At 47.5% G+C, this 23,777-nt stretch carries 31 protein-coding genes; all 31 read left to right on the top strand.

Annotated elements, in window-relative coordinates; all coding sequences use genetic code 11:
• Positions 1 to 22: 22 nt before the first annotated feature.
• The 31 genes from SD53_RS15800 to SD53_RS18745 all read left to right on the top strand — a co-directional run bounded on the left by SD53_RS15800 (position 23) and on the right by SD53_RS18745 (position 23,771).
• Entirely contained in the window at positions 23 to 226 is a 204-nt protein-coding gene (locus SD53_RS15800; protein WP_046521145.1) for a hypothetical protein, read from the top strand.
• Entirely contained in the window at positions 226 to 696 is a 471-nt protein-coding gene (locus SD53_RS18690) for a hypothetical protein (RefSeq protein WP_052749423.1), read from the top strand. Before SD53_RS15800 ends, SD53_RS18690 begins: the two co-directional genes overlap by 1 nt.
• Complete coding sequence (locus SD53_RS15790) at positions 674 to 970, top strand: hypothetical protein (protein WP_052749422.1); 297 nt, start codon at positions 674 to 676, stop codon at positions 968 to 970. The genes SD53_RS18690 and SD53_RS15790 overlap by 23 nt, the downstream gene beginning before the upstream one ends.
• Positions 963 to 1,220 carry a helix-turn-helix domain-containing protein gene (locus SD53_RS15785; protein ID WP_046521143.1) on the top strand — a complete coding sequence of 86 codons (258 nt, stop codon included), beginning with the start codon at positions 963 to 965 and terminating at the stop codon, positions 1,218 to 1,220. Before SD53_RS15790 ends, SD53_RS15785 begins: the two co-directional genes overlap by 8 nt.
• Positions 1,217 to 1,561 carry a hypothetical protein gene (locus SD53_RS15780; protein WP_052749421.1) on the top strand — a complete coding sequence of 115 codons (345 nt, stop codon included), beginning with the start codon at positions 1,217 to 1,219 and terminating at the stop codon, positions 1,559 to 1,561. The genes SD53_RS15785 and SD53_RS15780 overlap by 4 nt, the downstream gene beginning before the upstream one ends.
• Positions 1,558 to 2,031 (top strand): hypothetical protein, encoded by a 474-nt coding sequence (locus SD53_RS15775; protein ID WP_046521142.1) that lies wholly within the window; start codon positions 1,558 to 1,560, stop codon positions 2,029 to 2,031. Before SD53_RS15780 ends, SD53_RS15775 begins: the two co-directional genes overlap by 4 nt.
• A 385-nt stretch (positions 2,032 to 2,416) precedes the next feature.
• Entirely contained in the window at positions 2,417 to 2,707 is a 291-nt protein-coding gene (locus SD53_RS15770) for a hypothetical protein (protein WP_046521141.1), read from the top strand.
• 70 nt (positions 2,708 to 2,777) lie between these two features.
• Entirely contained in the window at positions 2,778 to 3,365 is a 588-nt protein-coding gene (locus SD53_RS15765; RefSeq protein ID WP_206539958.1) for a lysozyme, read from the top strand.
• Positions 3,362 to 3,847: a hypothetical protein gene (locus SD53_RS15760; RefSeq protein ID WP_046521140.1), complete on the top strand. Its 486-nt coding sequence runs from the start codon at positions 3,362 to 3,364 to the stop codon at positions 3,845 to 3,847. The genes SD53_RS15765 and SD53_RS15760 overlap by 4 nt, the downstream gene beginning before the upstream one ends.
• A complete protein-coding gene (gene lysC, locus SD53_RS19090) occupies positions 3,756 to 4,001 on the top strand; it encodes an Rz1-like lysis system protein LysC (RefSeq protein ID WP_436197680.1) in 246 nt (81 codons plus the stop codon). Before SD53_RS15760 ends, lysC begins: the two co-directional genes overlap by 92 nt.
• The gene (locus SD53_RS15755; protein WP_046521139.1) at positions 3,977 to 4,192 is read left to right on the top strand and encodes an HP1 family phage holin; all 216 of its coding nucleotides are present in this window, start codon (positions 3,977 to 3,979) and stop codon (positions 4,190 to 4,192) included. The genes lysC and SD53_RS15755 overlap by 25 nt, the downstream gene beginning before the upstream one ends.
• A gap of 4 nt (positions 4,193 to 4,196) precedes the next feature.
• Positions 4,197 to 4,556, top strand: a complete 360-nt coding sequence (locus SD53_RS19025; RefSeq protein WP_046521138.1) for an HNH endonuclease — start codon at positions 4,197 to 4,199, stop codon at positions 4,554 to 4,556.
• A gap of 135 nt (positions 4,557 to 4,691) precedes the next feature.
• Positions 4,692 to 5,186 carry a phage terminase small subunit P27 family gene (locus SD53_RS15745; protein WP_046521137.1) on the top strand — a complete coding sequence of 165 codons (495 nt, stop codon included), beginning with the start codon at positions 4,692 to 4,694 and terminating at the stop codon, positions 5,184 to 5,186.
• A gap of 7 nt (positions 5,187 to 5,193) precedes the next feature.
• Entirely contained in the window at positions 5,194 to 6,897 is a 1,704-nt protein-coding gene (locus tag SD53_RS15740; protein WP_046521136.1) for a terminase large subunit, read from the top strand.
• Positions 6,898 to 7,078: 181 nt separating this feature from the next.
• Positions 7,079 to 8,341, top strand: a complete 1,263-nt coding sequence (locus tag SD53_RS15730) for a phage portal protein (protein WP_046521134.1) — start codon at positions 7,079 to 7,081, stop codon at positions 8,339 to 8,341.
• 23 nt (positions 8,342 to 8,364) lie between these two features.
• The gene (locus SD53_RS15725; protein WP_206539957.1) at positions 8,365 to 9,264 is read left to right on the top strand and encodes a S49 family peptidase; all 900 of its coding nucleotides are present in this window, start codon (positions 8,365 to 8,367) and stop codon (positions 9,262 to 9,264) included.
• A gap of 69 nt (positions 9,265 to 9,333) precedes the next feature.
• On the top strand, positions 9,334 to 10,617 hold the full coding sequence (locus tag SD53_RS15720) for a phage major capsid protein (protein WP_046521132.1): 1,284 nt from the start codon (positions 9,334 to 9,336) through the stop codon (positions 10,615 to 10,617).
• A 62-nt stretch (positions 10,618 to 10,679) separates the two neighbouring features.
• On the top strand, positions 10,680 to 10,874 hold the full coding sequence (locus tag SD53_RS15715; RefSeq protein ID WP_046521131.1) for a hypothetical protein: 195 nt from the start codon (positions 10,680 to 10,682) through the stop codon (positions 10,872 to 10,874).
• 84 nt (positions 10,875 to 10,958) lie between these two features.
• Positions 10,959 to 11,507, top strand: a complete 549-nt coding sequence (locus SD53_RS15710; RefSeq protein WP_046521130.1) for a head-tail connector protein — start codon at positions 10,959 to 10,961, stop codon at positions 11,505 to 11,507.
• On the top strand, positions 11,507 to 11,827 hold the full coding sequence (locus tag SD53_RS15705; protein WP_046521129.1) for a phage head completion protein: 321 nt from the start codon (positions 11,507 to 11,509) through the stop codon (positions 11,825 to 11,827). The genes SD53_RS15710 and SD53_RS15705 overlap by 1 nt, the downstream gene beginning before the upstream one ends.
• Positions 11,820 to 12,230 (top strand): DUF3168 domain-containing protein, encoded by a 411-nt coding sequence (locus tag SD53_RS15700; RefSeq protein WP_046521128.1) that lies wholly within the window; start codon positions 11,820 to 11,822, stop codon positions 12,228 to 12,230. The genes SD53_RS15705 and SD53_RS15700 overlap by 8 nt, the downstream gene beginning before the upstream one ends.
• A 2-nt stretch (positions 12,231 to 12,232) precedes the next feature.
• A complete protein-coding gene (locus SD53_RS15695) occupies positions 12,233 to 12,700 on the top strand; it encodes an HK97-gp10 family putative phage morphogenesis protein (RefSeq protein ID WP_046521127.1) in 468 nt (155 codons plus the stop codon).
• Positions 12,701 to 12,713: 13 nt separating this feature from the next.
• A complete protein-coding gene (locus tag SD53_RS15690; protein ID WP_046521126.1) occupies positions 12,714 to 13,220 on the top strand; it encodes a phage tail tube protein in 507 nt (168 codons plus the stop codon).
• Between the two features lie 15 nt (positions 13,221 to 13,235).
• A complete protein-coding gene (locus SD53_RS15685; protein WP_068226379.1) occupies positions 13,236 to 13,694 on the top strand; it encodes a phage tail assembly chaperone family protein, TAC in 459 nt (152 codons plus the stop codon).
• Between the two features lie 89 nt (positions 13,695 to 13,783).
• Entirely contained in the window at positions 13,784 to 13,927 is a 144-nt protein-coding gene (locus SD53_RS18685; protein WP_157850026.1) for a hypothetical protein, read from the top strand.
• A gap of 53 nt (positions 13,928 to 13,980) precedes the next feature.
• Positions 13,981 to 14,436 carry a hypothetical protein gene (locus SD53_RS15680; RefSeq protein WP_046521125.1) on the top strand — a complete coding sequence of 152 codons (456 nt, stop codon included), beginning with the start codon at positions 13,981 to 13,983 and terminating at the stop codon, positions 14,434 to 14,436.
• Between the two features lie 150 nt (positions 14,437 to 14,586).
• Positions 14,587 to 17,514: a phage tail tape measure protein gene (locus tag SD53_RS15675; protein ID WP_162198673.1), complete on the top strand. Its 2,928-nt coding sequence runs from the start codon at positions 14,587 to 14,589 to the stop codon at positions 17,512 to 17,514.
• Positions 17,514 to 18,119 (top strand): hypothetical protein, encoded by a 606-nt coding sequence (locus tag SD53_RS15670; protein WP_046521124.1) that lies wholly within the window; start codon positions 17,514 to 17,516, stop codon positions 18,117 to 18,119. The genes SD53_RS15675 and SD53_RS15670 overlap by 1 nt, the downstream gene beginning before the upstream one ends.
• A gap of 4 nt (positions 18,120 to 18,123) precedes the next feature.
• On the top strand, positions 18,124 to 18,678 hold the full coding sequence (locus SD53_RS15665) for a hypothetical protein (RefSeq protein ID WP_046521123.1): 555 nt from the start codon (positions 18,124 to 18,126) through the stop codon (positions 18,676 to 18,678).
• On the top strand, positions 18,678 to 22,544 hold the full coding sequence (locus tag SD53_RS15660) for a phage tail tip protein J-related protein (RefSeq protein ID WP_046521122.1): 3,867 nt from the start codon (positions 18,678 to 18,680) through the stop codon (positions 22,542 to 22,544). Before SD53_RS15665 ends, SD53_RS15660 begins: the two co-directional genes overlap by 1 nt.
• 12 nt (positions 22,545 to 22,556) lie before the next feature.
• Positions 22,557 to 23,771, top strand: coding sequence for a pyocin knob domain-containing protein (locus SD53_RS18745; protein ID WP_052749419.1), 1,215 nt, complete (start codon positions 22,557 to 22,559; stop codon positions 23,769 to 23,771).
• Positions 23,772 to 23,777: the final 6 nt, after the last annotated feature.

The raw sequence follows: 23,777 nt of genomic DNA, 5'->3' as shown, positions 1-23,777 counted from the left end.
TTAAATTGCAAAGGAGGTAAGTATGACGCCTTTATCATTCAAAGGTTACGGTGTTAGAGGTAGTCCGGTCACCGTCATTGCAGAGCGTATTACTCATTGGAAAAAGTATGAATCCAACGGCAACTACGGGACTGAAATTCATCTGGACTCCGGTAATTCTGTTCTGGTTGGCGAATGGTATCTGGACGTAGAAAAAGCGTTTATAGCGGCTACGGGGGAAAAATAATGCTGATTGTGGGGATTGATCCGGACACCAAAAAGCACGGTGTTGCTGTAGTAAAGGACGGCATCATTCAGCAGCTTTACACGTTGGGCAACAAGTCGCTGATCGAACTTCTGACTGATCTAGCTCGTCAGCACCAGCTACGGATCAAGATGGAGGACATCAATGCGTTTAAACCTGTGATCCATCGCTCGGGCCAGAGCCGGAATCAGATGATGAAGATTGCACAGAACATCGGCGCTGTGAAATATGCAGCCGAACTTTTAGTGCATGAGCTTGCATCGGCAGGTTTCTCTGTCGAAATGGTATTGCCATTACAAGGTGCCAGAAGCGGCAAGCGTTATAAGTCAGATGCGTTTAACCGGCTAACTGGTTGGAATGGTAAGAGCAATGCTGACAATCGGGATGCCGCCATGATAGCGCTGTATGGACAGCCGAAAGGGGGGATCAGTGGCATTTTTACTGGCAAATGATTTTCAGCAGTTGGCCCTGCTATTTATAGCTACATTTGGCAATGTGTTCCTTCTGGGGTTTAGCAGCCAGATTGTGCGTGACCAGAAAATTGCACTGGCCTTTACCGTGAGCTGGGGGATTACCTGGTGCCAGTTCTCGTTCGCCCGGATATCAGCAACTACAGTAGACGCTGATCTGGCGATGTTCGTCAGCGGTTGGGGTGGTTCATTAGGTATTGTTTCCAGCATCCTGTTTTATCGTTGGTACCAGGCGAGGGGCAAGCGCTATGGTTAAGGAACGGGCCAACTTGCATGGTGGGTTTATCATTCGCACTGTGCGGAAGTACCGGGCCATGAGCCAGCAAGAGGTTTGCTTTTTATACGGTATCAGCGAAAAGACGCTAAGCAACTGGGAGCGGGAACGAAACGATCCGCACTTCGGCCACGTGCAGGCTATCTGTGAAGACATACTTAAAGTTGAATTAATTGACGCCATTACCATGGCCTTCGACGAATTAGAAAAACAAAAGCAGGAGGCAGCATGAACATTAAGCAGCTAAGAGCCGAACTAAGAGCCTGGGGTCGCTACTGGGCATCTAAAGAAGAACTGCAGGGCTATGCCAGCACATCAGTTACTGAACGTTGCTGCGAAGTGATGCGAACGGGCGTCTGGATCAGTTCAGATAAGCACTTATTCAGCCACCAGAGTGACAGTATATTGCCGCCAGAGTGGATTAATTCACTGAGTTCTAAAATTGACAAATTGCCACCAAATTATATATCCGTTATAAACTCTGTATACGTTCGAGGCTTTGCTGCGAAAGGAGTCTTGTTGAGAACATTGAGCTATGCTGAGATAGCACTGTTAGGGATGATTGTTGAATGAGTATTGATGATACTGATGACGTTGGTTTTCTGAGATTGAGAAGAAATATTATATTTTTGAGTTTAACCATATTATTTTTTGAACTAGTAGGACTTAAGGTAACAGAGCTTTCTCTCTTAGGTAATAAGGTCTCTATAGAGAACCCATGGGTTATAGAGTTTTCTTTGGTTGTTTTTTACTCTTATTGCCTAATTAGGTACCACCAAATATACAAGAGTGATAGGAGGGGCATAATCCTTGACACGGCGAAAGGTGCCTATAAAGCTAACAAATACACAATGGTCGACGCTATAGGAAACTACTCAGAAATACCGATTATTGGTTGGAAAGCAAAAGCTAACTATGTAGTGAGAAGCAGTCTACATTACATTTTTAGAGAGCCTGCATATTCAAACATTGAATTTCCACTGCATCTTGCAATCACATCCGGCCTTATTGTTATTGTCGTTAAACTTACAAAGTTTACATGAAAATAAGGACAAGTAATTTTGTTCCCTGTTTTTCCCCACTAAAATCGTGTGATTTTATCTAAACTGGTCAGACATTATTTAGCAGGAACCCGCTCATAAGGCGGGTTTTTAATTGGGTAATGCTTAAGCTATTGAACCAATTTCCAAGTGTATTTATAACTTCGTTACTCACGGCTATTTCCTGTTGGTTATATTGTGGTTTTTTTTGGTCTCAATAGCCAGACAGCGGTATTTAAGTGTTATAAAAGATCTGTTTCCTCTTTAAATCCAAACCAAAAAGCTGTTATAAATGCTATGTTTATAAAAAATAAACAAATTAACAGGTCAGGCTTTTTGCTGTTAGCAAAACCTGAATCAGCTTTATTAGGTATATTGTAGGTGAAATATGAAAGATATTTTTCAGAATCTGATAGTCACAGTAGTAGTGTCCGGCTCAATTTCTTTTCTTGTTAACATTTACAATGAGGCGAATAAGTTGGAATTTCCTGCAACAAACGTACAGTTGGAGCGACTTCTTGAAGTGGTAAAGACTAATCCTGAACTTTCGGGACGATTAGCTATCGCTTTAGAGGATGAAAAGATATCTTATGCTGAAGCCGCAGGTATTGTTGCATCTGTTGAGTCAGGTGCAGAGAGGAAGCAGTTAATTGAAGATCTGAAGCTATTAGCAAAATAATCTAATACCAGTAATTTTTTACCTGTTTTTGCCCGTTAAAATCGTGTAATTTTATCTAAGCTGGTCGGAAATGAATCAGCAGGAACCCGCTCACAAGGCGGGTTTTTTGTTGCCCATACGTAGCCTGTCCCATTCGCCCCATACTTATTGTTTGGGGCTTTTTTATTGGTGGTTTATGAAGAACCTGAAAGCTGCATTGTTAGCCGCTGGTATCAGTGGTGCTGTTGCTCTGTCAGGTGCTGTGCTTATCGCTCCATACGAAGGGAAGGTAAACGAGGTCTATTTGGACCCGGCTAATATCCTGACCAGTTGTTACGGACACACAGGTAAAGAATTAAAGCCAGGCATGAAGTTCAGTGATGACCAGTGTCTCCAGCAATTAGCCAGCGACTTGGTAGAGCACAACAAGCAGCTATTATCAGTCGTCAAAGTGCCGCTATCTGAAGGCGAACACGCTGCATATCTGTCGTTTGTCTACAACGTTGGCATAGGACAGTTCCGCAAATCGACGCTACTTGCGAACCTCAACGAGGGGTTTCGTGTATCTGCATGTAACCAGCTCATGCGCTGGATCTACATCAAAGGCAAAGAATCCAACGGATTACGCACACGCCGTGCTGCTGAGCGAAAGATGTGCCTCAAGGATTTACAGCAATGAAAATTAGTTTAACGGGGGCGTTATTGATTGTTGCCGGCATAGCTATGGCTGGCTTAGGTCTGACAGTCTGGTCGCTCAATTCAGAGCTTACTACTCAAACCAGTTTGGTGACTAAACAGGCTGGACAGTTAGTTAACAAACAACTGGAAGTAGACGCCTTGGCCGCTGAAGTTAAAAACCTGAACGAGCAGGCTCAAGCGTTAGTAGATGAACAGTTGTTGGTTGCTCAATTAAATACAGAGCACCAGCAATCAGAAACCCAGATCAACGAACAGCACTTAGCTGTGATGATTAACAGTAACGAACTGAAGGTATCTGAACATGATCCTACTCGAGCGTGGGCTAATACTGCTTTGCCTGATGCTGCTGGTCAGTTGCTCCAGCAAGCCAGTGGAAGTTCGCACTATCACAGTAACAAAAACAGTGACGGTACTACCACCAGCAAACTTTCTACAATCGGGCTGCGCACTGCGGCCCTTTAACGGTACAACCAATCACGATCACCTGCAGTACACGCTGCAACTGATCACCGATATCAAGTTATGCGATACGGATGTGCAGCGATACCGCAAGTGGCGGGAGGCTCAAGTATGCAACCAGGATTCAAAGTTATGTCAGACAAAGCAACAGCCGTAAGTTCATATGCTACAGCCGGTACGACTGCAGGCCTTGGCTTCATGAGTTTGTCTGAGTGGGCAATAGTGATTGGTATTTTCGCGACACTTGCCACCTTCGGTCTGAACTACTGGGTTCAAACACGCAACCTGAGGATGGCAGAGCGCGAGCATCAGGCCCGCATGGCCCAGCTTGAGAAGAACAAGACTTAAATTTATGCCAGCTAAGCCGCCAAGACCATGCCGCCAGCCATTTTGCCCAAACAAGACGGTTGAAGCGCACGGTTACTGCGAACAGCACAAAGATAAGGCTGTTCACTGGCAGAACAACCGCCACAGTGAAAAGCGCACCCGGGGCCGCAAGTGGCAAGCAACCCGGGAAAGAATTCTAAGACGTGACAATGGCCTGTGCCAACCATGTCTTTTAGCCGATCGGTTAACGCCTGCAACTCAGGTCGACCACATCCAGCCGTTGTCTGATGGTGGCACCGACACCGACGCAAACCTGCAGGCGATCTGCAAGCCATGCCATGACGCTAAGACCAGGCAGGAGGCTGAGCGTGGGCGGCAGCGCTAACTCAGTGCCAGCCCCAGCGTTGCGTGGGATGGGTAGGGGGGATCAAATCTCTGGGGCTTTTTCGTCCGGACACCGATCCCGCCATCAGATTTTTATTTTCGCGAAAAATGAAATTAAAACTGGAGGGCGCTGAGCATGGCGGGAGTACCCGGCCGCAGCGGCCGAAAGCCAAAACCCGTTAGCCTGAAAGTTATTCAGGGTAATGCAGGTAAGCGGCCACTGAACACAGATGCACCTGAGGGGGAACCTTTAGCATCGGTGCCGGAATGTCCGATATGGCTATCAGGTATTGCTGTTGATATGTGGAATGCCTTGGCCGAATGGTTGGTGAAATCCAAGATCCTGACGGGGACGGATATTCACAACCTTGAGGCTTTCTGCAGTGCGTACAAAAGGTGGCGTGAAGCCGAAGAACATTACGCTAAGCACGGCCCTGTGGTACCAGGCGCAACTGGCGGCCCCATTAAAAACCCTTCAGCCACAGTTATTAACGAATGTCTCAAGCAGATGGCAACTTATGGCGCCGCATTAGGGTTAGATCCGGCCAGTAGGGGCCGCTTCGGTGCCGGTTCTAAGCAGCCTGAAGATAATCCGTTTGCAGCACTGCTTAAAAAAAGAGGCGCTAAGTAGAGAATGAATGGCCAGTTATCCAAACGTCAATGCGGCGAACAAGTATGCCCGGGATGTGATAACGGGGAAGATCTCTGCGTGCAAAGAGGTTCGACAGGCCTGTCAAAGGCATATTGATGATCTAAAAGCCTCTGAGAAGCGGGCTTTCCCTTATAAATTTGACAGAGACGCAGCAGAACATGTCTGCGATTTCGTCCAACTGCTACCACACACAAAAGGTAAGTGGGCCAGAGAACGGCAACTCATTAAGCTGGAGCCGTGGCAGAAGTTCATATTCTGCGCTGTCTTTGGGTGGCTGAAAAAGAAAGACGGCTTACGACGATTCTCTGAAGCGTACTGTGAGATACCGCGTAAAAATGGTAAGTCTGTTATTGCTGCTGGCGTTGGCAATTACATGCTATGTGCAGACGGTGAGTATGGCGCCGAAGTTTACTGTGGTGCAGCTACTGAAAAGCAAGCATGGGAGGTTTTCCGGCCAGCGAAAATCATGCTGGAGAAATCTCCACAACTTACCGGCTTGTTAGGTATAGAGATCTGGGCGAAAAACATCAGCATTCCTGGCGATGGTTCACGATTTGAACCACTGATCGGCAACCCGGGTGACGGTAGTTCTCCAAGCTGCGCACTAATTGATGAATTTCATGAGCATGACGGTCCCGAGCTCTACGAAACGATGATCACTGGCATGGGCTCAAGAGAACAGGCCCTTGCATTCATCATCACAACAGCCGGCTTTAATCTGGCTGGACCTTGTTATGAAAAGCGTCGTCAAGTTCAGCAAATGCTTGACGGTGTTATGCCAAACGATGAACTGTTTGGGATTATCTGGACGCTTGATGCTGGTGATGACTGGAAAGACCCGGCTAATCTGCGAAAAGCAAATCCAAACATTGGGATATCAGTCAGCCAGGACTACCTGATCAAGCAACTGCGGGACGCTATTCGCTACCCAAGCAGAACCAATAGCTTTTTAACCAAGCACCTGAATATTTGGGTTTCAGCCCGTTCGGCCTGGTTAAACATGGCGGATTGGCATGCTTGTGGTGACACCAGCCTCACTCTGCAGGATTTTGCAGGCAAGCGCTGCACCTTGGGGGTCGACTTGGCCAGTAAAACCGATATAGCAAGTTTGTCCCTGGTGTTTGATGAAGTGCTTGAGTCTGGCCGAATCAAATACACCACGTTTACCCGCAACTACCTGCCTGAAGGTGCGTTGGAGCGAGCTGGTAATAATCGCTCGGCATACGAGAAGTGGGTAAATGAGGGCAGGTTGACACTAACTGACGGTGAAGAAATTGATTTCGACCTGATCAGGGAAGAAATAAAAGACCTCAGCGAAATTTTTGATATCACGGAAGTTGCCTACGACCCATGGCGTGCTACCCAACTGGCGCATCAGTTGATGAAAGACGGCGCTGAGATTGTTGAGTACCGCAACACAGTACAAACCATGAGTCCACCAATGCGGGAAATGGAAGCAGCCATTACTGGTAAACGGTTCGTCCATGATGCAGATCCACTGCTTACATGGATGGCCAGTAACGTGACAGCGAAAGCTGATGCCAAAGAAAACATATACCCGCGTAAAGAGCGGAACGAGTACAAAATAGACGGCATTGTGGCCACATTGATGGCTATAGGGCGGATCCTGACCAGAGCTGTCGAAATGCCAAAAGAATCAATTTACGACACCTCGGACGTAACATGCTGATACCCATTTTTTTGTTTGTGCTGGGCCTTGTGGGCGCCGGCTTAATTAGCTTTGGCGTTTGGTTGCTTAACAATCCGGCCGGCTACATCTGTATTGGTATTTTTTGCATGATTGCCAGTTACCTGTACACCAGGCAGTGGGCCTACCAGCAAAATAAGAAGTCGCAACCTAAGGCGGAATAATGTTTTTACCTAACTTGTTCGGCACAGATAAGGGTGTTACAGCCCGGCAGAACTTCACAAGCTGGATCAGCTCTATGGGAAGTCGCCAAAGTAGTGCTGGCGTCATGGTTAACACTGAATCTGCAATGGGGGTAGCAGCTTTTCGAGCGTGTGTGACTCTTCTTGCTGAAAGTATTGCCCAACTGCCTTGTGAGCTATACCGCCGAACTGCTGACGGTGGCCGGGAACGCGCAACAGATCATCCAGTTTATAACCTGATCCACAGTAGCCCTAACCGCAAAGACACCAGCTTTGAGTATTACGAGCAGGCACAGGGTTCGCTGGGTATTGAAGGCAATCATGTTGCGTTAATCGACCGCGATAGTTACGGCTATCCAAAAGAGCTGATCCCGATTAACTACAACAAAGTGAAGGTACTTAAAGGTTCTGATGGTATGCCGTATTACCGGCTGCTGGATCTAAATGAAACTGTGCCTATGCATATGATCCACCACATCAAGTACTTCAGTTTGGATGGTTATGTTGGTTTATCACCGCTGCAAACCAACACAGACACAATTGGCTTGACCATAGCTACAGAACAACACGCAGCAGCAGTCTTTCAGCGGGGCGCCACGATGTCTGGCGTTATTGAACGGCCAGCTACGTCTGCAGCAATTAGCGATCAAACAAAGGTAGACGCCCTACTAAACAAGTTTACAGAGCGCCATGGCGGTGGCCTGCGCAACGCATTTAGTGTTGCATTATTGCAAGAGGGCATGCAGTACAAACAGTTGGCAATGGACAACGAAAAAGCCCAGCTCATAGAAAGCCGAAACTTTGGTGTAATTGAAGTGTGCCGGTTGTACAAGATCCCTCCGCACATGGTGCAGCATCTGGAAAAAGCCTCTTTCAACAATATTGAGCATCAAGGGTTGCAGTACGTTATCTACACTCTGCTGCCATGGGTAAAGCGCCATGAAGCGGCAATGATGCGCGACCTACTGTTGCCCGACGAACGCAACAACTATTACATCGAATTCAACATTTCCGGATTGCTGCGTGGTGATCAGAAATCACGCTATGAAGCTTACGCCATCGGCCGGAACTGGGGCTGGTTGTCAGTAAACGACATTCGCCGCCTGGAAAATATGCCACCAATACCTGGTGGTGATCGTTACTTAACTCCGCTCAATATGGTGGATTCAGCAAATCTTCAAAATTCAATGAACGCTACGCCTGAGCAAATGAAAGAAATCGAGGGAATATTATGTCGCGTATGATCAACTTTCCGCATATAGCGGCCATGGTTTTTGGTGCGCCACTGTACGCAACCTCAGAACTGGTTAACGCTGTAAAAGCAGTTTTAGAACCGCGCTTATTGGGCCGAACTACGACTGATGTAGAACTGGCCGAAGAAATTGTCGGCATTGCGATGGGCCGGGACGAAGAACGTCAGTTGCAAGGGGTGACCATTGCTGGAAATATTGCCGTTATCCCGGTGCACGGTATTTTAGTTGCTCGCCGGGGCTCTATTACCGCTACCTGTGAAGAACTGCTGTCGTATGAGCGTTTAAGAGAGCAAATTGCCGCCTCGGTAAACCATGAGCTGGTCAAAGAAGTTGTTTTGGACTTTCACACTGGTGGCGGTCAGGCTATTGGTTGCGCAGAGCTTGCCGATTTTATCCGAGCCTGCACTAAAATAAAGCCAATTACGGCGCTGGTTAACTTTGCAGCTTACAGCGCCGGTTATATGTTGGCCGCGGCCTGCAGCAAAATCATTGCCAGTCCTACTGCTGGCGTTGGTTCAATCGGTGTAATCATCGAAACCTATGAAGTCAGTAAGTGGGAAGCGGAAGTGGGTATCAAATACAATACCTTCTATCGTGGTAGCCACAAAAACGACTTTTCTCCCCATGAAGAAATTACAGATCAGGCCGTGTTAGAAATCGAAAAGCGGTTAGATCAAGCCTACAGCCTTTTTGTAAATTCAGTGGCCAAACACCGGAACCTGAAAGCAGACGATGTAATTGCTACTGAGGCCCGACTATTCAGTGCTGAAGAAGCGTTACAGCTGAAACTTATTGATGAAATTGCGCCTGCACAGGATGCAATTAATGCCATAGCAATGGCCTATTTACCAAAAAATGGTGGCCGCAGTATTCGTGCCCAGGCTTCTGCTATTAACTCAAGTTTGACGCTCTAGCCACGCGGCGGAGCAGCATAACCAAGCGCCTAACGGCGCTTTTTTTGTAACTAAAAAAGGTGAAATACCATGTCTAAAGTATTAGAACTCCGCCGCAAGCGCGCTGAAATCAACGCAAAAATTCAGGCTATTGCGGCCATTGAACAAGCTGACGGCCAGTTAAATGCCGAACAACTAGCAGAGTTTGATCAGCTGTCAGCCGAGTTTAAACAACTGGGTGATCAGTTAGGCCGTTTGGAGCAGGCAGAGCAGATGGCTGCAGCCACAGCGGCACCTGTCGCGGCATTTGGCAATAAAGCCCCTGCAGCTCATGTGAAGCAAGAGCCTAAGCAGTACCTGGGGGCAAAAGTGTCTCGCATGGTGATGTCTATTGCCGCGTCAAAAGGAGATCTGCCGGATGCCGCTAAATTTGCCCGGGATGAAATTGGCGATAATGACGTGGCTATGGCTATTGAAACCTCAGCCGGTAGTGGCGGAGCGCTGGTGCCACAGAACATCCATGACGAAGTGATTGAGCTGTTGCGTGCCCGTACCGTGGTCCGCCGCCTTGGTGCGCAAACGGTGCCGCTGCCAAACGGTAATATGTCTTTACCGCGCCTGGCGTCCGGCGCTACTTCGGGCTATGTAGGCGAAGGAACGGATGTGAACGGTACTGAATCTGATTTCGACGATGTCAAACTGAACGCTAAAACCATGATTACTCTGGTACCAATTAGCAACCAGTTGATCGGCCGCGCCGGGTTTCAGGTCGAAAACTTGGTATTGAATGACATTTTAGGCGCCATGTCAGTACGTGAAGATAAAGCTTTCCTGCGTGATGATGGTACATCCAATACACCCAAAGGCTTTAAGAAAACAGCGACCGATGCCAGCCGCACGCTGGCTTGGGCTGGTACCGCCGACCTGACCACTATTGATGCCTGGCTTGACCAACTGATCCTTATGTTATTGCAGTCTGACAGCCTGCTGATACGCCCTGGCTGGTCACTTTCTCCACGTAGCTTTATCAAGCTGCAGGGTTTGCGTGATGGCAATGGCAATAAGGCTTATCCTGAGATGGCTCAGGGCATGCTGAAGGGGTATCCAATCGTCCACAGCACAACCATTCCGGTGAACCTGGGCACGGGCAGCAATGAGTCTGAAATCTACTTTGCCGACTGGAACGATGTGATCATCGGCGAAATGGACAATATGACCATCGATTTTAGTAAGGAAGCAACTTACAAAGATGGCAGCGGCAACCTGGTATCAGCGTTTGCTCGCAACCAGTCATTGGTACGTGTAGTAGCAGAGCATGACGTGGGCTTCCGCCATGTAGAAGGCTTAGCCCTGGGTACCGCTGTTACCTGGTAATCAATATCGAATGGGCGGCTTAGAGGCCGCCTTTTTCATTCACAAAAATATAGGTAGTCATCATGGCCGCTACAAAAAATGAAGATAAACCAGCTGAAAAAGCTGAAAACAAAAACGTAACTGTCACTTTTACTAAGCCTTGGGGACGTTACAGCCGTGGCGATGTGGCTGGTTTCCCGCAGAAACAGGCAACTAAGCTTGTAGAGGGAATTAAGGTCGCCGTCTCAGGCACTGAGTTAAAAGAAGCCTCTGAATAACATAGAAAAAGTACAAACCTAAGCCGGGGCAAACGCTCCGGCTTTTTATTTGAAAAACATGCTCACTGACATTAGGAACTACCAATGATTGATCTGGCGCTGATTAAAAAACACCTGCGTCTTGATTCGAGCTTTGATGATGGCAGTGAAGATGATTTTTTACTGAGTCTGGCCGAAGCAGCTCTTAAACTTGCAGAGCAAATAACGGGGACTTGTTTTATTGCACGGGAAGAAACATTAGTCCTTGACGGTTTTCCAGCAGGCTCAACTCTAATTGAGCTGGAGTGGACGCCAGTTCAAAACATAACCTTAGTTGAGTATACCGATGCACAGGGCATCAGCCAGGAACTGGACGTTGCAACACTCAGGTTAGACGCACGGAAAAGAGTTTACCCAGTATTACTGCCGCCTTTTGGTCAGAGCTGGCCGCGAACTATTGCGGAGCCTGAATCTGTAACTATAACCGCTGAAGTTGGCTTCGACATATTGCCGGCTACTGTCCGTAGCGCAGCTTTATTGATTATCGGTCATTTGTATGAAAACAGAGAGGCGAGCACAGCCGTTAATGTTGGTGAGTTGCCAATGGGGGTCTTCATGCTGTTAAACCATTACTACATACCAAGGATCGGCTAATGCGTGGCGGCGGTTTACGACACAAGCTCGAAATTTTCAGCGAAGCTGGCGCCCGTGACGCCAGCGGCCAGAAAACGAAAGTGGCCACGAAAATTGGTGAATTAAAGTGCGAGCCACTATCGGCAACTGAATCAGCAAAGAAAATAGCTGCTGGGATAGCTGTTGCCGGGCAAATTATGCTGAGAACCCGTTACTACCCGCAAATTAAGGCTAACTTATCAGCCAGCTATCAGGGGCTGATGTACAAAATAACCAAGGTAGATAACACGAAAAATTTAAACCGTGAGCTGATTATCGTACTGGAGCTTCCTCGTGTCTGATGCAGCGCCTATTGAGTTCACAATACGGGATTACCTACTGGCGCAGCCAGAAATACAGGCTCTGGTGGTCGACCGGATTACACCTGTCTATCCGGATGAAGATGCCGAATTTCCATACATCATTTACCAGGCGAGCAAGCCAAAGCGGCAGCGCGATTTAGACGGTGAAAAGTCGGACATTGGTGACTTTGTTATGACATTCAAACTGGTTGCTGAAAACTTTGTTCAGTTAAAGCTACTGGTAAAAGAAGTCACCACAGCGCTCGAGGATTGCACCGATGCTAACGACCATTACGCCTTCATTAATATCGACGTGGAGGAGGTTGATCAGGAAGGGGACCCGGAACAGTTGTGGGTTTCGTCAGACCTGGTTAGCGAAATTACCTTTAAGTACATGAGTTGATCATGGCTAACAAAATTACATTCTCGCTCATTGGTTTTAATGAAGTAAGGCGAAAGCTCGCCCTGGTAAAAGCTGAGGTAAGAGGTAAAGCCACCAGATCTGCCTTGCGCAGAGCGTCTGGCATTCTGGTGCGTGCCGCAAAGCAAAAGGCGTTAGCTCTAGATGACCCAAAAACTGGTCGCAGAATAGCAGACAATATTCGCCTTCAATTTGGTACCAAAGTTTATCGCCAAACAGGCAAGCACCTATATCGGATCGGCGTTGCGACGAACTTTAAAAATATTCCATCAGGGAACCCGGACACTGGGCCAAAGGGGAACACCCCTCATTGGCACTTCATTGAGTTCGGGACAAAGTTCGTTCGTGAACAGCCATACATGCGCCCAGTTTTCAGCGCAAATACTAACCAAGTAATTAACCGTTTCAGCATTGAGCTCAATAAAGAACTTGATAAAGCGTTAAAGCAATAAAGGAGTTACCACCATGTCTCAATTAACCAAGGGCACTCAGGTCTATTTCATTGATCCTGATGCAGAAGTCGGTCAAGAAGTTGTAAAAATACCAGGCCTTACTCAGTTTAACCCGGGTGGTTCCCCTGCGGGCCAGGTTGACGATACTGATTTAGAAGATGAAGCTATGCGCTACAAAAAAGGCATGCCGACACCTGGTCAAGCGTCTGGCTCTGTTAAGGCTGATCCCTCTATAGATGCTCATATCCGTTTGGCTGAGCTGGCTGATGAGGAAACCGAAAGGAATATTCAGTTTATTGTTGGCTGGGCCGATGGTAAAAACATCGCACCTGTCGTTACATCTGGTGCCCTGAAATTACCGAACACCCGTACCTGGTACATATTTGAAGGCTACGTGGCCGACTTCCCGTTTGATTTTGCGATCAATGCAGTTGTTCAAACTGCTTTATCTATCCAGCGCTCCGGTAAGGGCCAATGGAAAAGGAAAGGCCGACCTGCAGACGAATACACTCCAGCTTAATAAGGTAATCAATGTATGTCGCTTTTAACTAAAGATTTACTGGCCAGTAGCCGCAGCTTCACAGCTGCTGCGCCTGTTCAGCGTGAAATTAAATGGTATGTGACAGACGACGAAGGCAATGAAACTGAGCTTTCAGCCACCGTTTATGTCCGTAAAAAATCATTTGCCACCGTGAATACAGAAGCAAAGTTTCAGGCAAATGACGGTGTAATGGTGGCGCGCATTTGTGCCAGCATTGTGAATGAGCAAGGACAGCCACTGTTCACCCCGGAAGACCTGATGGGTAATTCTGGTCGAGAACTGGCAGATGATGAAGTAGAGCACGGCCCAATATGCGAAAGCCTGGGGATGGCTTTGTTGGCTGCAATTTGGGAGGTAAATGGCCTATCTAAAAAGCCTGACCCAAAGCGCTCACTGAAGAAGACGAATTCTGGTGCGAACTCGTCCTCGCAGGAGTCGGCGGCAAAACAATAGAAGAAGCTCAGAACAACCTGAGTTACGAAGAAACCATTATCTGGGCATCGTATAAGGAAAAGTACGGCTGCTTAGCTATGCAGCACCGCATGGAGTTAATAGCAGCACATCACATGGCTCTAGTACACCACAGTGCTGGCGGCAGTGAAAAGCCGCTTGAACATTTCATGGTTGCAACACCGAAAGTTGAGGAAGAATTAACTCTTGAGAATGCAATGAAGGACTGGGGCTAGATTTTATAATAGTATGTAACCATAATGGGTATTCTTAATTTAGGAGTACTTCTATGGTTCAAAAAGATTGTCTGTTATTTGTTCATGATTCTGGTTTTGATGCAGCTGATATTTGGAAAAAGAGAAAATTCGTTTTAAACCTAAGTAGCTTTTCAGACCTTATGAATGTAACTCATGTAATATTATCGGCGAGTTCTTTTCAAGGGGCTTTTGAGGTCAAGTTCTTCGAAATAGAGCCAAAGACTGACGATTTAAAAGTGCTTGTTCATTTTTCCAAATATTACAAACATAAAGTTTCAGGTGGGGTTGTTAAAGATTTAGTTATTAATCCTCAAATTAGTAATGGTATTTCTGGGGCATGTACTTTTAATCAAAATTACGACCCTAATGTATTCGATGTAGTTGATTTTCCTGAACTCAGTCCGACAACTGATTTAAAGTCTATGCAAGAGAACATTAAGAAACTGTACGGCCAAGATGTAGAAGTAACCATTACTCTTAAGAGTTAGTTGAATTTATAAACAACAACCCGCTTCGGCGGGTTTTTTTATGGGAAAAATATGTCAACACGCAGCATAGGTAACCTGACGTTAAACGTCATTGCCAATACCGGCAGTTTTGAAGAAGGAGCAACCAGAACTGAACGTGCGTTAGACAAAATGAATAAAGCTGTGAAGCGCCAAAAAGACGAATTGCAGAGCCTTATCGGGCAAATAGACCCGGTTGTAGCCGAGTTTAACCGACTGGAAAAAATGCAGCAGCAGTTAGAAAAACATAAAAGTGTTGGCTTGATAGATGAAGCAGCTTACACCCGTTATTCCGCTGCAATCGGCGATATGCGCCGCGAGGTAATGGAAACCAACAGCGCGTTTAGCGCACAGCAGCGGGAATTCTCTAAACTGGTTCGGCAGATTGATCCAACCATTGGAAAAATGGCAGAGCTGGACAAGATGCAAGAGCAATTACAGCAGGGATTTAGCTCTGGCCTCATAGATGAGGCGGAATTCAACCGGTTAAATAACACCATTAATCAATCCAGGGCAGCGCTCAGTGGCATTGATGTTCAGATGGGCAAAAATGCGATGTCTGGCCGGGCAATGAACGCAGCTTTACGAAATGTACCAGCGCAGTTCACGGATATTTTTACGTCACTGGCGGGCGGGCAAGATCCGCTCTTGGTTTTTCTGCAGCAAGGTGGACAACTTAAAGATATGTTCGGTGGAGCAGGCCCAGCCGCCCGGGCGTTAACTGGATACATCCTAGGGCTTATCAACCCCCTCACAGTTGCGGCTGCTGGATTAGGTGTAATGGCTTTGGCTTATTACCAGGGAAGCATTGAGGCCGATAAATTCCGTCAGGCCATTGTCTTCACTGGCAACAGTACAGGCGTAACAACCGATAGTCTGGCTGAAATGGCAAAGCGTATCGACGATATTTCCGGCACCCAGCGCCAGGCATCAGCAGCTATTGCTGAAGCTGCTACTACTGGCAAGTTCACCTCTGAACAGCTAGAAATGGTCAGCCGTTCAGCAGTTCTCATGGAAAACACTGTTGGTAAGGCCGTTTCCGACACAGTAAAAGAATTCGAATCACTGGCCAAGGACCCGGCTAAATCAGTTGCTGAGCTAAACGAAAAGTATAACTTCCTCACTGCTGATATTTATGAGCAGATCGTTGCGCTTGAAAAGCAAGGTAAGACCCAGGACGCTGCCACGTTAGCCATGAATGCATACGCTGAGGCGACTGAACAACGCACTCAGGTTATTGTTGATAACCTTGGTTATATCGAACAAGCGTGGAAAGCGATCAAAAATGGCAGTACAGAGGCTTGGGACTCCATATTAAATCTCGGACGTTCAGACACACTGCAAAGCCAGCTGGAAGAAGCCAGAAAGAAACTAACTGAGCTGGAGACTAGCCCAACAGCGGGAATGACAACGCCAAATCAGCAATTTGTCCGGGCTGATAATTCAAGAATTGAGCAGCAAAAAGAAGTTGTCAGACTGCTGGAAACTCAGTTGTGGATGTCTGAAATGCAGGCTGACGGTGAAAGGCTTCAAGCACAATTAGATAAAGAATCCATTGCTGCACAGCAGAAAATAAACAAGCTGTTGGATGAAGGTAAATCCAAAGAAGAACAAAAAGCCGCGGCCATAAAAGAGTACAACGCCAACCTCGACAAAATAAGAGCGGCCGATCCAAACAGTGCGCTTTTATCGCCAGCTTCGGTTGCCAAAGGCTTAGCGGCTATCGAAGAAAAGTTTAAAGAAACTACTAAAAAAGTCTCTGACGACTCAGCCAAAGTGTACATGATGCAGTTGGCCCAACAGGAAGCAACACTTCGTGAGCAGTTGGACTCAAACCAAAAGCTGGGTGAAGCACAAAAGCAGTTGATCAAGTTCGAGCAGCAGCTCGCTGATATCAAAGAAAAGAAAACCCTTACCGCTCAGCAAAAAAGCCTGTTGGCCGAAGAAAGCGCTATCCGCACTCAGTTACAGCGTAATGTCGAGCTGGAACGGGAGATTAAGAGCCGTGAGCAGATCAACCGCTTAACCGCCTATCAGCAAAACCTTCAGAGTGAAATTCAGGCCCAGCAACAGCAATACGGCGATGCTCTGGCCAACTTTGGTATGGGCGATCGTGCGCGTGAACGCCAGGGCGAACGCAATTCAATTGAGCGTGATGTTCAGCGCAGCCGCGACCGCTCTACCTCCGACTTTGCCACCGGTTCTATTTCTAAAGAAGAGTACGACAGCCAAATAGAAATGCTGGACGAGCAGTTAAGTACCCGGCTGCAAATGATGGAAGATTATTACGCCCGTGAAGACGAAATGCGTGGCGATTGGACCAACGGCTGGGACGAAGCTTGGGCGAACTGGAGCGATCAGGTCAGTGATATTGCTGGCCAGATGGAGGATATGTTTACCTCTGCATTTGGTGGCCTTGAAGATGCTCTTTACGACTTCGTAACCACCGGTAATTTTAGCCTGTCTGACATGCTGAGAAATATGGCAGAAGAAACTATTCGGATGCTGATCAGGGTCGGCGCTCAGAAGCTTATCAACTTTGCCCTCGAAAAAACAATGGGTACTGCTGCAGCCGCTGGCTATATAGCCCAAGTAACAGGGCAATCGACGGCGGGTGTCATGTTAGCCGGTATCAATGCCTTTGCTTCTACTGCCGCAATTCCTATTGTTGGCCCCGGACTAGCGCCAGCAGCGATGGCGGCGGCAACCGCAGCAACAAGTCCATTAGCTGCGGGCGCAATAGCAGCTGCAGGTTCAACAATAGCAGGTATGGCTCACAGCGGCCTTGATTACATACCAAAAGAGGGTACTTGGTTGTTGGATAAAGGCGAGCGTGTTTTAAGCCCTCGGCAAAACCAAGATTTAACCAATTTCCTGCGTGGCACCCCACAGGCCAGTAATCGCCCAACAATAGAGCCTGGCGCTAAAAAGTTAGATGTGCATTTCAATCTGTCGGCATTGAACAACGAGGGCCTGATTGATCTTCTTATGAGCAATCGCGGTGCAATATCCGGGATGCTTGTGCAATCTCTGGAAGATCAGGGAGTGAAAATATACTAATGGCAAACTTACCGGCATTTGTGAGGTTCAATAAATCAAGGTTAGTTTCCAATAGCCCAACGACTGCAACCGAAAGTAAGGCCTTGATCCAGCATGTTCGCAAAATACCAGCTCAGCGCTGGGAGTTCACTTTAACAACAGTGCCGCTTAATAAAGCTGAGATACGGCAGTTAATGGCCTGGGTGTTTAGTCAAAACGGTCGTTATGGGGTGTTTGATACAACACTGCCTGTGTACAGCAAACCACGTGGAGTATCGAGTGGAAGCCCAACTGTGCGCTCATTAGCAACAGCGGGTTCGACCCAAGTGCAAATGCAAGGATTCTCCGGCCCTGTTACCGGGCAGCTGTTAACAGGTGATTTTATTCGTTTCTCCAACCACACAAAGGTGTACCAGGTTACCGCTGATGCAAATAGCAATGTATCAGGGCAGCTGACAATACAAATATTCCCTCAACTGTGTGCGGATCTGCCAATCGGTACCGCAGCAATTGTAAAAGACGTTCCATTTACTGTTCGTTTGGTACGTGACGCACAAGAATTCGAGTCAGCCGTCTCAGGTGCTGGCTTCTCAACCTTCGAACTGGATGTAATCGAGGTTTTATAAACTCATGCTTCAAGTAACACCACAGGTCGCTGCAGCTATTGCCGGCGAGCACGACTATTGCCATTTGATCCGGTTGGAGCTGGCCAACAACGTTACGTTACGGATGACCGACTGTGGTTATCCGGTGAACTGGCAGGGCGAAATCTTTGAAGCTAATGGCCTTTTGTTGGGGATGGATGCTCCAACCTTCAACGCTGAGCTACGCATAGGCGAAATTGGCCTGGCATTTACAGCGGCCGACCAAAGCATGGTTGCACTGATGTTGGGTGTTAATCAGATCAACCGTTACGCCTACATTTTCCGCGCCTACCTGACTGACCAGGGCGAAGTAATACCTAATCCTGTTTTGTTACATACCTGGTTACTAAATGCCCCTGACGTTTCAGATTCCAAAGGAGAGTCTCAAATCACCACGCCTTTAACCAGCGAGTGGGCCGACTTTGAAGCCCCCCGAGGTAGACGTTCTACCGATGCAAGCCAGCGCAGGTTTTACCCAAATGATAAAGGCCTCGAGTTCGCTGCCCAAGTGAAAAAAGATCTGAAATGGGGCGGTGAATAATGGGTTTTTTTAGCGGTATTTGGAAAGCTGTAACCAAGCCATTTAAAAAAATACTCTCCTGGCTGGTGCCAACTCCAGATATGCCGGCTGCTCAGGCCGTTACCGTAGAGAAGCAGGGGAGTGATCATCCAATACCGGTTGTATACGGAACCAGGCGGATCGGCGGCATTAAAGTTCACAAGTATGTAACTGATGCCGATGGTGGTGCTAAAAACGAGTTCTTACATTTGATCATCGTGTTCTGTGAGGGGCCAATTGAGGCTATTTCAGAACTTTACTTTGATGGCGTGTCAGAAGTGGATCCGCGCTGGAATAAGCAGGGCGGTGGCAAATGGTTTACGGTACAACGCTGCAATGGTGCTTATGACCAAGCCCCCTTGACTACAGGCATTCCGAACTGGACTGCTGATCATCGGCTACAAGGTTTAGCCTATATACACTTACGTCTGCAGATGGACGAAAGCCAAAGCGTTTGGAGGGGAGAACCTGAGGTCACAGCCCGGATAGCCGGCCGAAAAATTTACGACCCGCGCAATGGCCAGACTGCCTACAGTGAAAACCTACCGCTGCAGTTGCTGGACTATCTTACAAATACCACTTACGGCAAAGGCCTGAGTTTAAGCAGGCTACTTCAGCAGTCATTTATCGAGTCCGCACACTGGGCTGACGAACAGATCACCAGTGATGTAACTATCAATGGGGTAACATCAGCCGTTACACATGCCCGGATCACCGGCAACCTGGTCATTGATACTGGTAAGTCAGTATTCAGTAATGTAAAGCAAATGCTTTCTGGTATGCGCGGCATGATGCCTATTGGCAGTGGCCAGTTGCGCCTGGTGTGTGAAAAGGAAGGGGATCCAGTTTTCTTTTTTGGTCATGGACACAGCGTAAGACAAAACTACGCCCTAATCACAGGCCCAATAAAGAGCAAAGCCGGCCGTAAAAACGATCGTTACAACCGGGTTATTATTCGCTTTCCTAACAAGCTGACGAACTACGAGCGTGACGAAGTACATTATCCGGATGCCAACGACCCGCTGTTTGCAGAATGGTTAGCCGAAGATAACGGCGTATTGTTAGAGCAGAGCTTTGAGTTCGACACTATCACCAATAAAGCAGAAGCCTATCAAATGGCTGAGATTGTGGCGAAGCGCAGCCGCAACCGGATGGAAGTTAGCTTTACCGCATCACCACCTGCCATCGTAGTAGAGCCAGGCGACATCGTTGGTATTAGCGACGATACCCGCGGCTGGGATGAAAAGCCATTCAGGGTAGAGCAGTGCAAACTACGTGAAGATGGTGACGTCGACTTCGAGTTTATTGAGCACCAGAACGCGATCTATCCATGGTCTGGTGTGGCCTACTCTGACCGTGTAGGTGGTACTAACCTGGGTGATCCGACCAACATCCCGGCACCGACAGCGCTTAATATTGTCGTTGACCCTACGTTCAACTCTGGTGGCCGGCTTTTGTGGTCCTCTGAGAGTAACGCCTTTATACGCCGTTATGTCGTAAAAATAGAGCAGTCTGGGAATACTATTTTCGAGCGAGAAAGTTTTGTTAGAAACATAGACTTGCCGCGTTTAGCGGTTGGGTCCTACACAATTAAGGTTTATGCAGTCGGCACACTCGGTACCTGGTCACCACCTGCAAATATCTCGTTCAATGTAACAGTGCCATTGGCGCCCACTGATATTCAGTTCACTGTGGGGAACTTTGAAATTGAGGCCAGGCCGGTTCTCTCTGGCGCTGGCCTGGGTACCGAATTTGAATTTGCAATAGATACGACAGATGTGGTCCGGGGCCGCGGCATATCAATGGTGTTCGCTGGCCTTCAATACGGTACTGAATACACCATTTTTGCCAGAACAGTAAACTATACAGGCAGCTCGGCCTGGGTAAGTCGAATTGCTACCACGACGGCAAACGCCTCAAATATCGTAGACCTGATTGGTGAAGATGTTGGTGCTTCGATATTTGATGATGTACTGGCTCAGGTTCAGGCGGGTTTGCAAGAGCAAATAGATGCTGCAGTGGGTGAAGTTCCAACTGTGGCTGAAGTGCAGCAAATAATTGATGATGCGCTGGCCATAGTAGAGCAAGCCGAAGGGGAGGACGCCCGGGTATCCATTATTGAACAGATAAACAGTATTTTTGATGATGGTGACCGCCGTGCTGAGATCAAACAAGTCAGCATTCTTCTTCAAACAGAAACGATTACCAGAGCATCGCAGGTGCTGCAGTTACAGGCTGGTGCTAATGCACAGCTCGTCCGGTTGGACCAGGTTGAATCTCAAGCAGATGGTACAGCAGAAACTCTAAGCATAGTGCAAGGGAAAGTAGATAACGCTACAACAGGGCTGAGCGCAACTTTTACACTTGCCCAGCAAGCCAAAACAACGGCTGATGGTGCAACGACAGCTTTAAATAGCCTGTCGGCAACAGTTACAAACCCAACAACCGGCCTCAGTGCTACGAACCAGTTGGCGCAGCAAGCTAAAACAACTGCTGATGGTGCGACAAGCTCTATAAACAGCTTGACGGCAACAGTTAACAACCCAACAAGTGGTCTCAGCGCTACGAACCAGTTGGCGCAGCAAGCTAAAACAACTGCTGATGGTGCGACAAGCTCTATAAACAGCTTGACGGCAACAGTTAACAACCCAACAAGTGGTCTCAGCGCTACGAACCAGCTGGCCCAGCAAGCTAAAACAACGGCTGATGGTGCGACAAGCGCTATAAACAGCTTGACGGCCACAGTTAACAACTCAACAACCGGGCTCAGTGCAACGAACCAGCTGGCACAGCAGGCCAAAACCACGGCTGATGGTGCGGTATCAGCTACTACCCAGTTATCTGCTCAAGTAAATAATTTAGATGGCGAGCTGGCTCTTGCGTCATTAAGTCTGCAGGCCACCATAGACGAGCTGGGTAATATCAGCGGCAGGGCATACTTAGGTGTTACAACCACGGTAGGCGGTGTATCAACAGTCACCGGCTTAGTCGTGGACGGCGCCACTAATACGTTGGAATTTAGAGCCAACACATTCCGGTTATCGAATTCTGCAGGTGCTGTACAGCTTTACTGGGATAGCGGTCGCCAAAAGTGGGTATTTGTTGGTGATTTGGTAGGTAATAACTTTCAAACGGCCACAAGTGGTTACCGTGCTGAAATGGGAAATGGTGCTTTTCCTTTTTGGTATGGCACCGGTACTAAAAATTTAGCCAATGCACTTTTTGCAGTCGATTCGTTAGGTAATGTAACTATCAGAAATGTCTCTATACAAGGCAAGTTAGTGACAAGTGAAGGTACAGGGACAAGGATAGAGGTTTGGAATGATGGTACCTATTTGATTTGGGCTGGATCTGGAGCAAAAACGGATGTAAACGCATTATTTTTTATAAAGGCTAATGGTACCGGTTTTATAAAAAGTGAGTTCTTTGCTGGGAAAATCATAGAATCTAAGAGTGGTTCAGGATCCAGTACTTCTGGGGCAATACTCACTGTTTTTGCTGGTGCTCATAGTTCTGATGGTTTCCCTGTAGAGATTTCAGCAAACGCCTACGTCTCTGCTAAAGCGTCAGGAAACCTGACAAATAAGTCATTTATCGTCAGGTTGGTGTTAAAGCGTAACGGCACTGCAATAGCAACTTTTGACACTACATTATCAGGCTCCTATGAGTCGCTCGACGCAGAGACTTATTGGAGCGGCAATGCAGGTGCAACCTTCATCGACACACTGGCCACAGCTGGCACCAGAAACTATTCAGTTGAAGTGAGCATGGTAGGCACGGCATCGCCATTCACCTTATTCACTCGTTACGCATCCATCAAAACATTCGAAAACAAACTTCCAAGTTAACTGAGGTAATCCATGGCCATTCAGCCAATTAAGTTCTTGGTCAGCCCAAGCGCTACCGCGACCAATGGATCAAAAACCATAACCGTAACTGGCAATATTGATTGCTCCTACATTTACAGCGGCACCGCGATTGCGTTAGGTACCAGGCAGGTAGTAGAGGCTGTCAGCGGCACTAAGCCGGATGGCAGCGGCAACAGTACTATTACCCTACGTGACAATTGGGCCGATCCTACAACTACAGCCAAATTAATAGCCTTTAATACGATTGAAGGGTTGGCAGAAGCTATTCGGCGGGCGCGTGAAGTGGTGCAGGCAAGTGAAGCAGCACTTAGCGGAAATATCAGCTATATGGGAGACCACAGCGCAGCAACAGGCAATTTCCCGGAGGCACCAGGTAGCGGGTTAGGGAGTCATATCTATCGAATTAGTGTCGCAGGGACCATAGAGAGTAGAGCTTATGCAGTTGGAGAGCTTATCTACTATGACCAGTATTTAAGTCAGTGGAGGTCCTTCTATGAAGGACTGGGGAATGCGGCGTCGAAAAATGTAACAGAGAGTCGAACTGACACAACAGCTGGCAGACTTTTGCAGGTTGGTGATTTTGGTTTAGGTAAGTCTGTTGCTTTAAATAGCGTTGATTTAAATACAATAGTCGCTAATGGCTTTTATTATTGTGTTAACTGTACAAATCGCCCGGCAGCAGAAAACGGTTATTTGGAGGTAATTTCCGAGAATTCAGGGTATGCGAGACAAGTTTATACTGCTCGAGGATCAGGCGTTGTTCACCAGCGTTTTATCTTTAATGGTGCAGCGCAACCTTGGCGCTTAGTATTCACTCAAGCCACTATCTTAGGTGCAGTGTCGCAGTCTGCTGGCGTTCCAACAGGTGCCATTGTAGAACGTGGTAGCAACGCTAACGGGGAATTTGTAAGGTTTGCTGATGGTACACAAATATGTTGGATTGGTTCAGTCACTAGAACAGGAGTTGTTCTAAACGTGAGCTCGGCTGGTGGTTTCAGGAATAGTGGCAATACAGCGGGCACATGGACATATCCATCCTCATTTGTTTCAGCTCCAACGGTGCATATTACCAGCCTTACGACAAACCATTTAATGATGGCTTCAAATGTGATTAGCCCGTCGTCTTTTTATCCACTAATTTGGTCAGCAAATGCAGTAACAACGGACGCTTTTTGGACAGCAATCGCTATTGGCCGCTGGTATTAAGGAATT

This window comes from Rheinheimera mesophila (genome assembly GCF_000986865.1).
GTDB lineage: Bacteria > Pseudomonadota > Gammaproteobacteria > Enterobacterales > Alteromonadaceae > Pararheinheimera > Pararheinheimera mesophila.
This window is presented reverse-complemented; position numbering and strand designations above follow the sequence as displayed.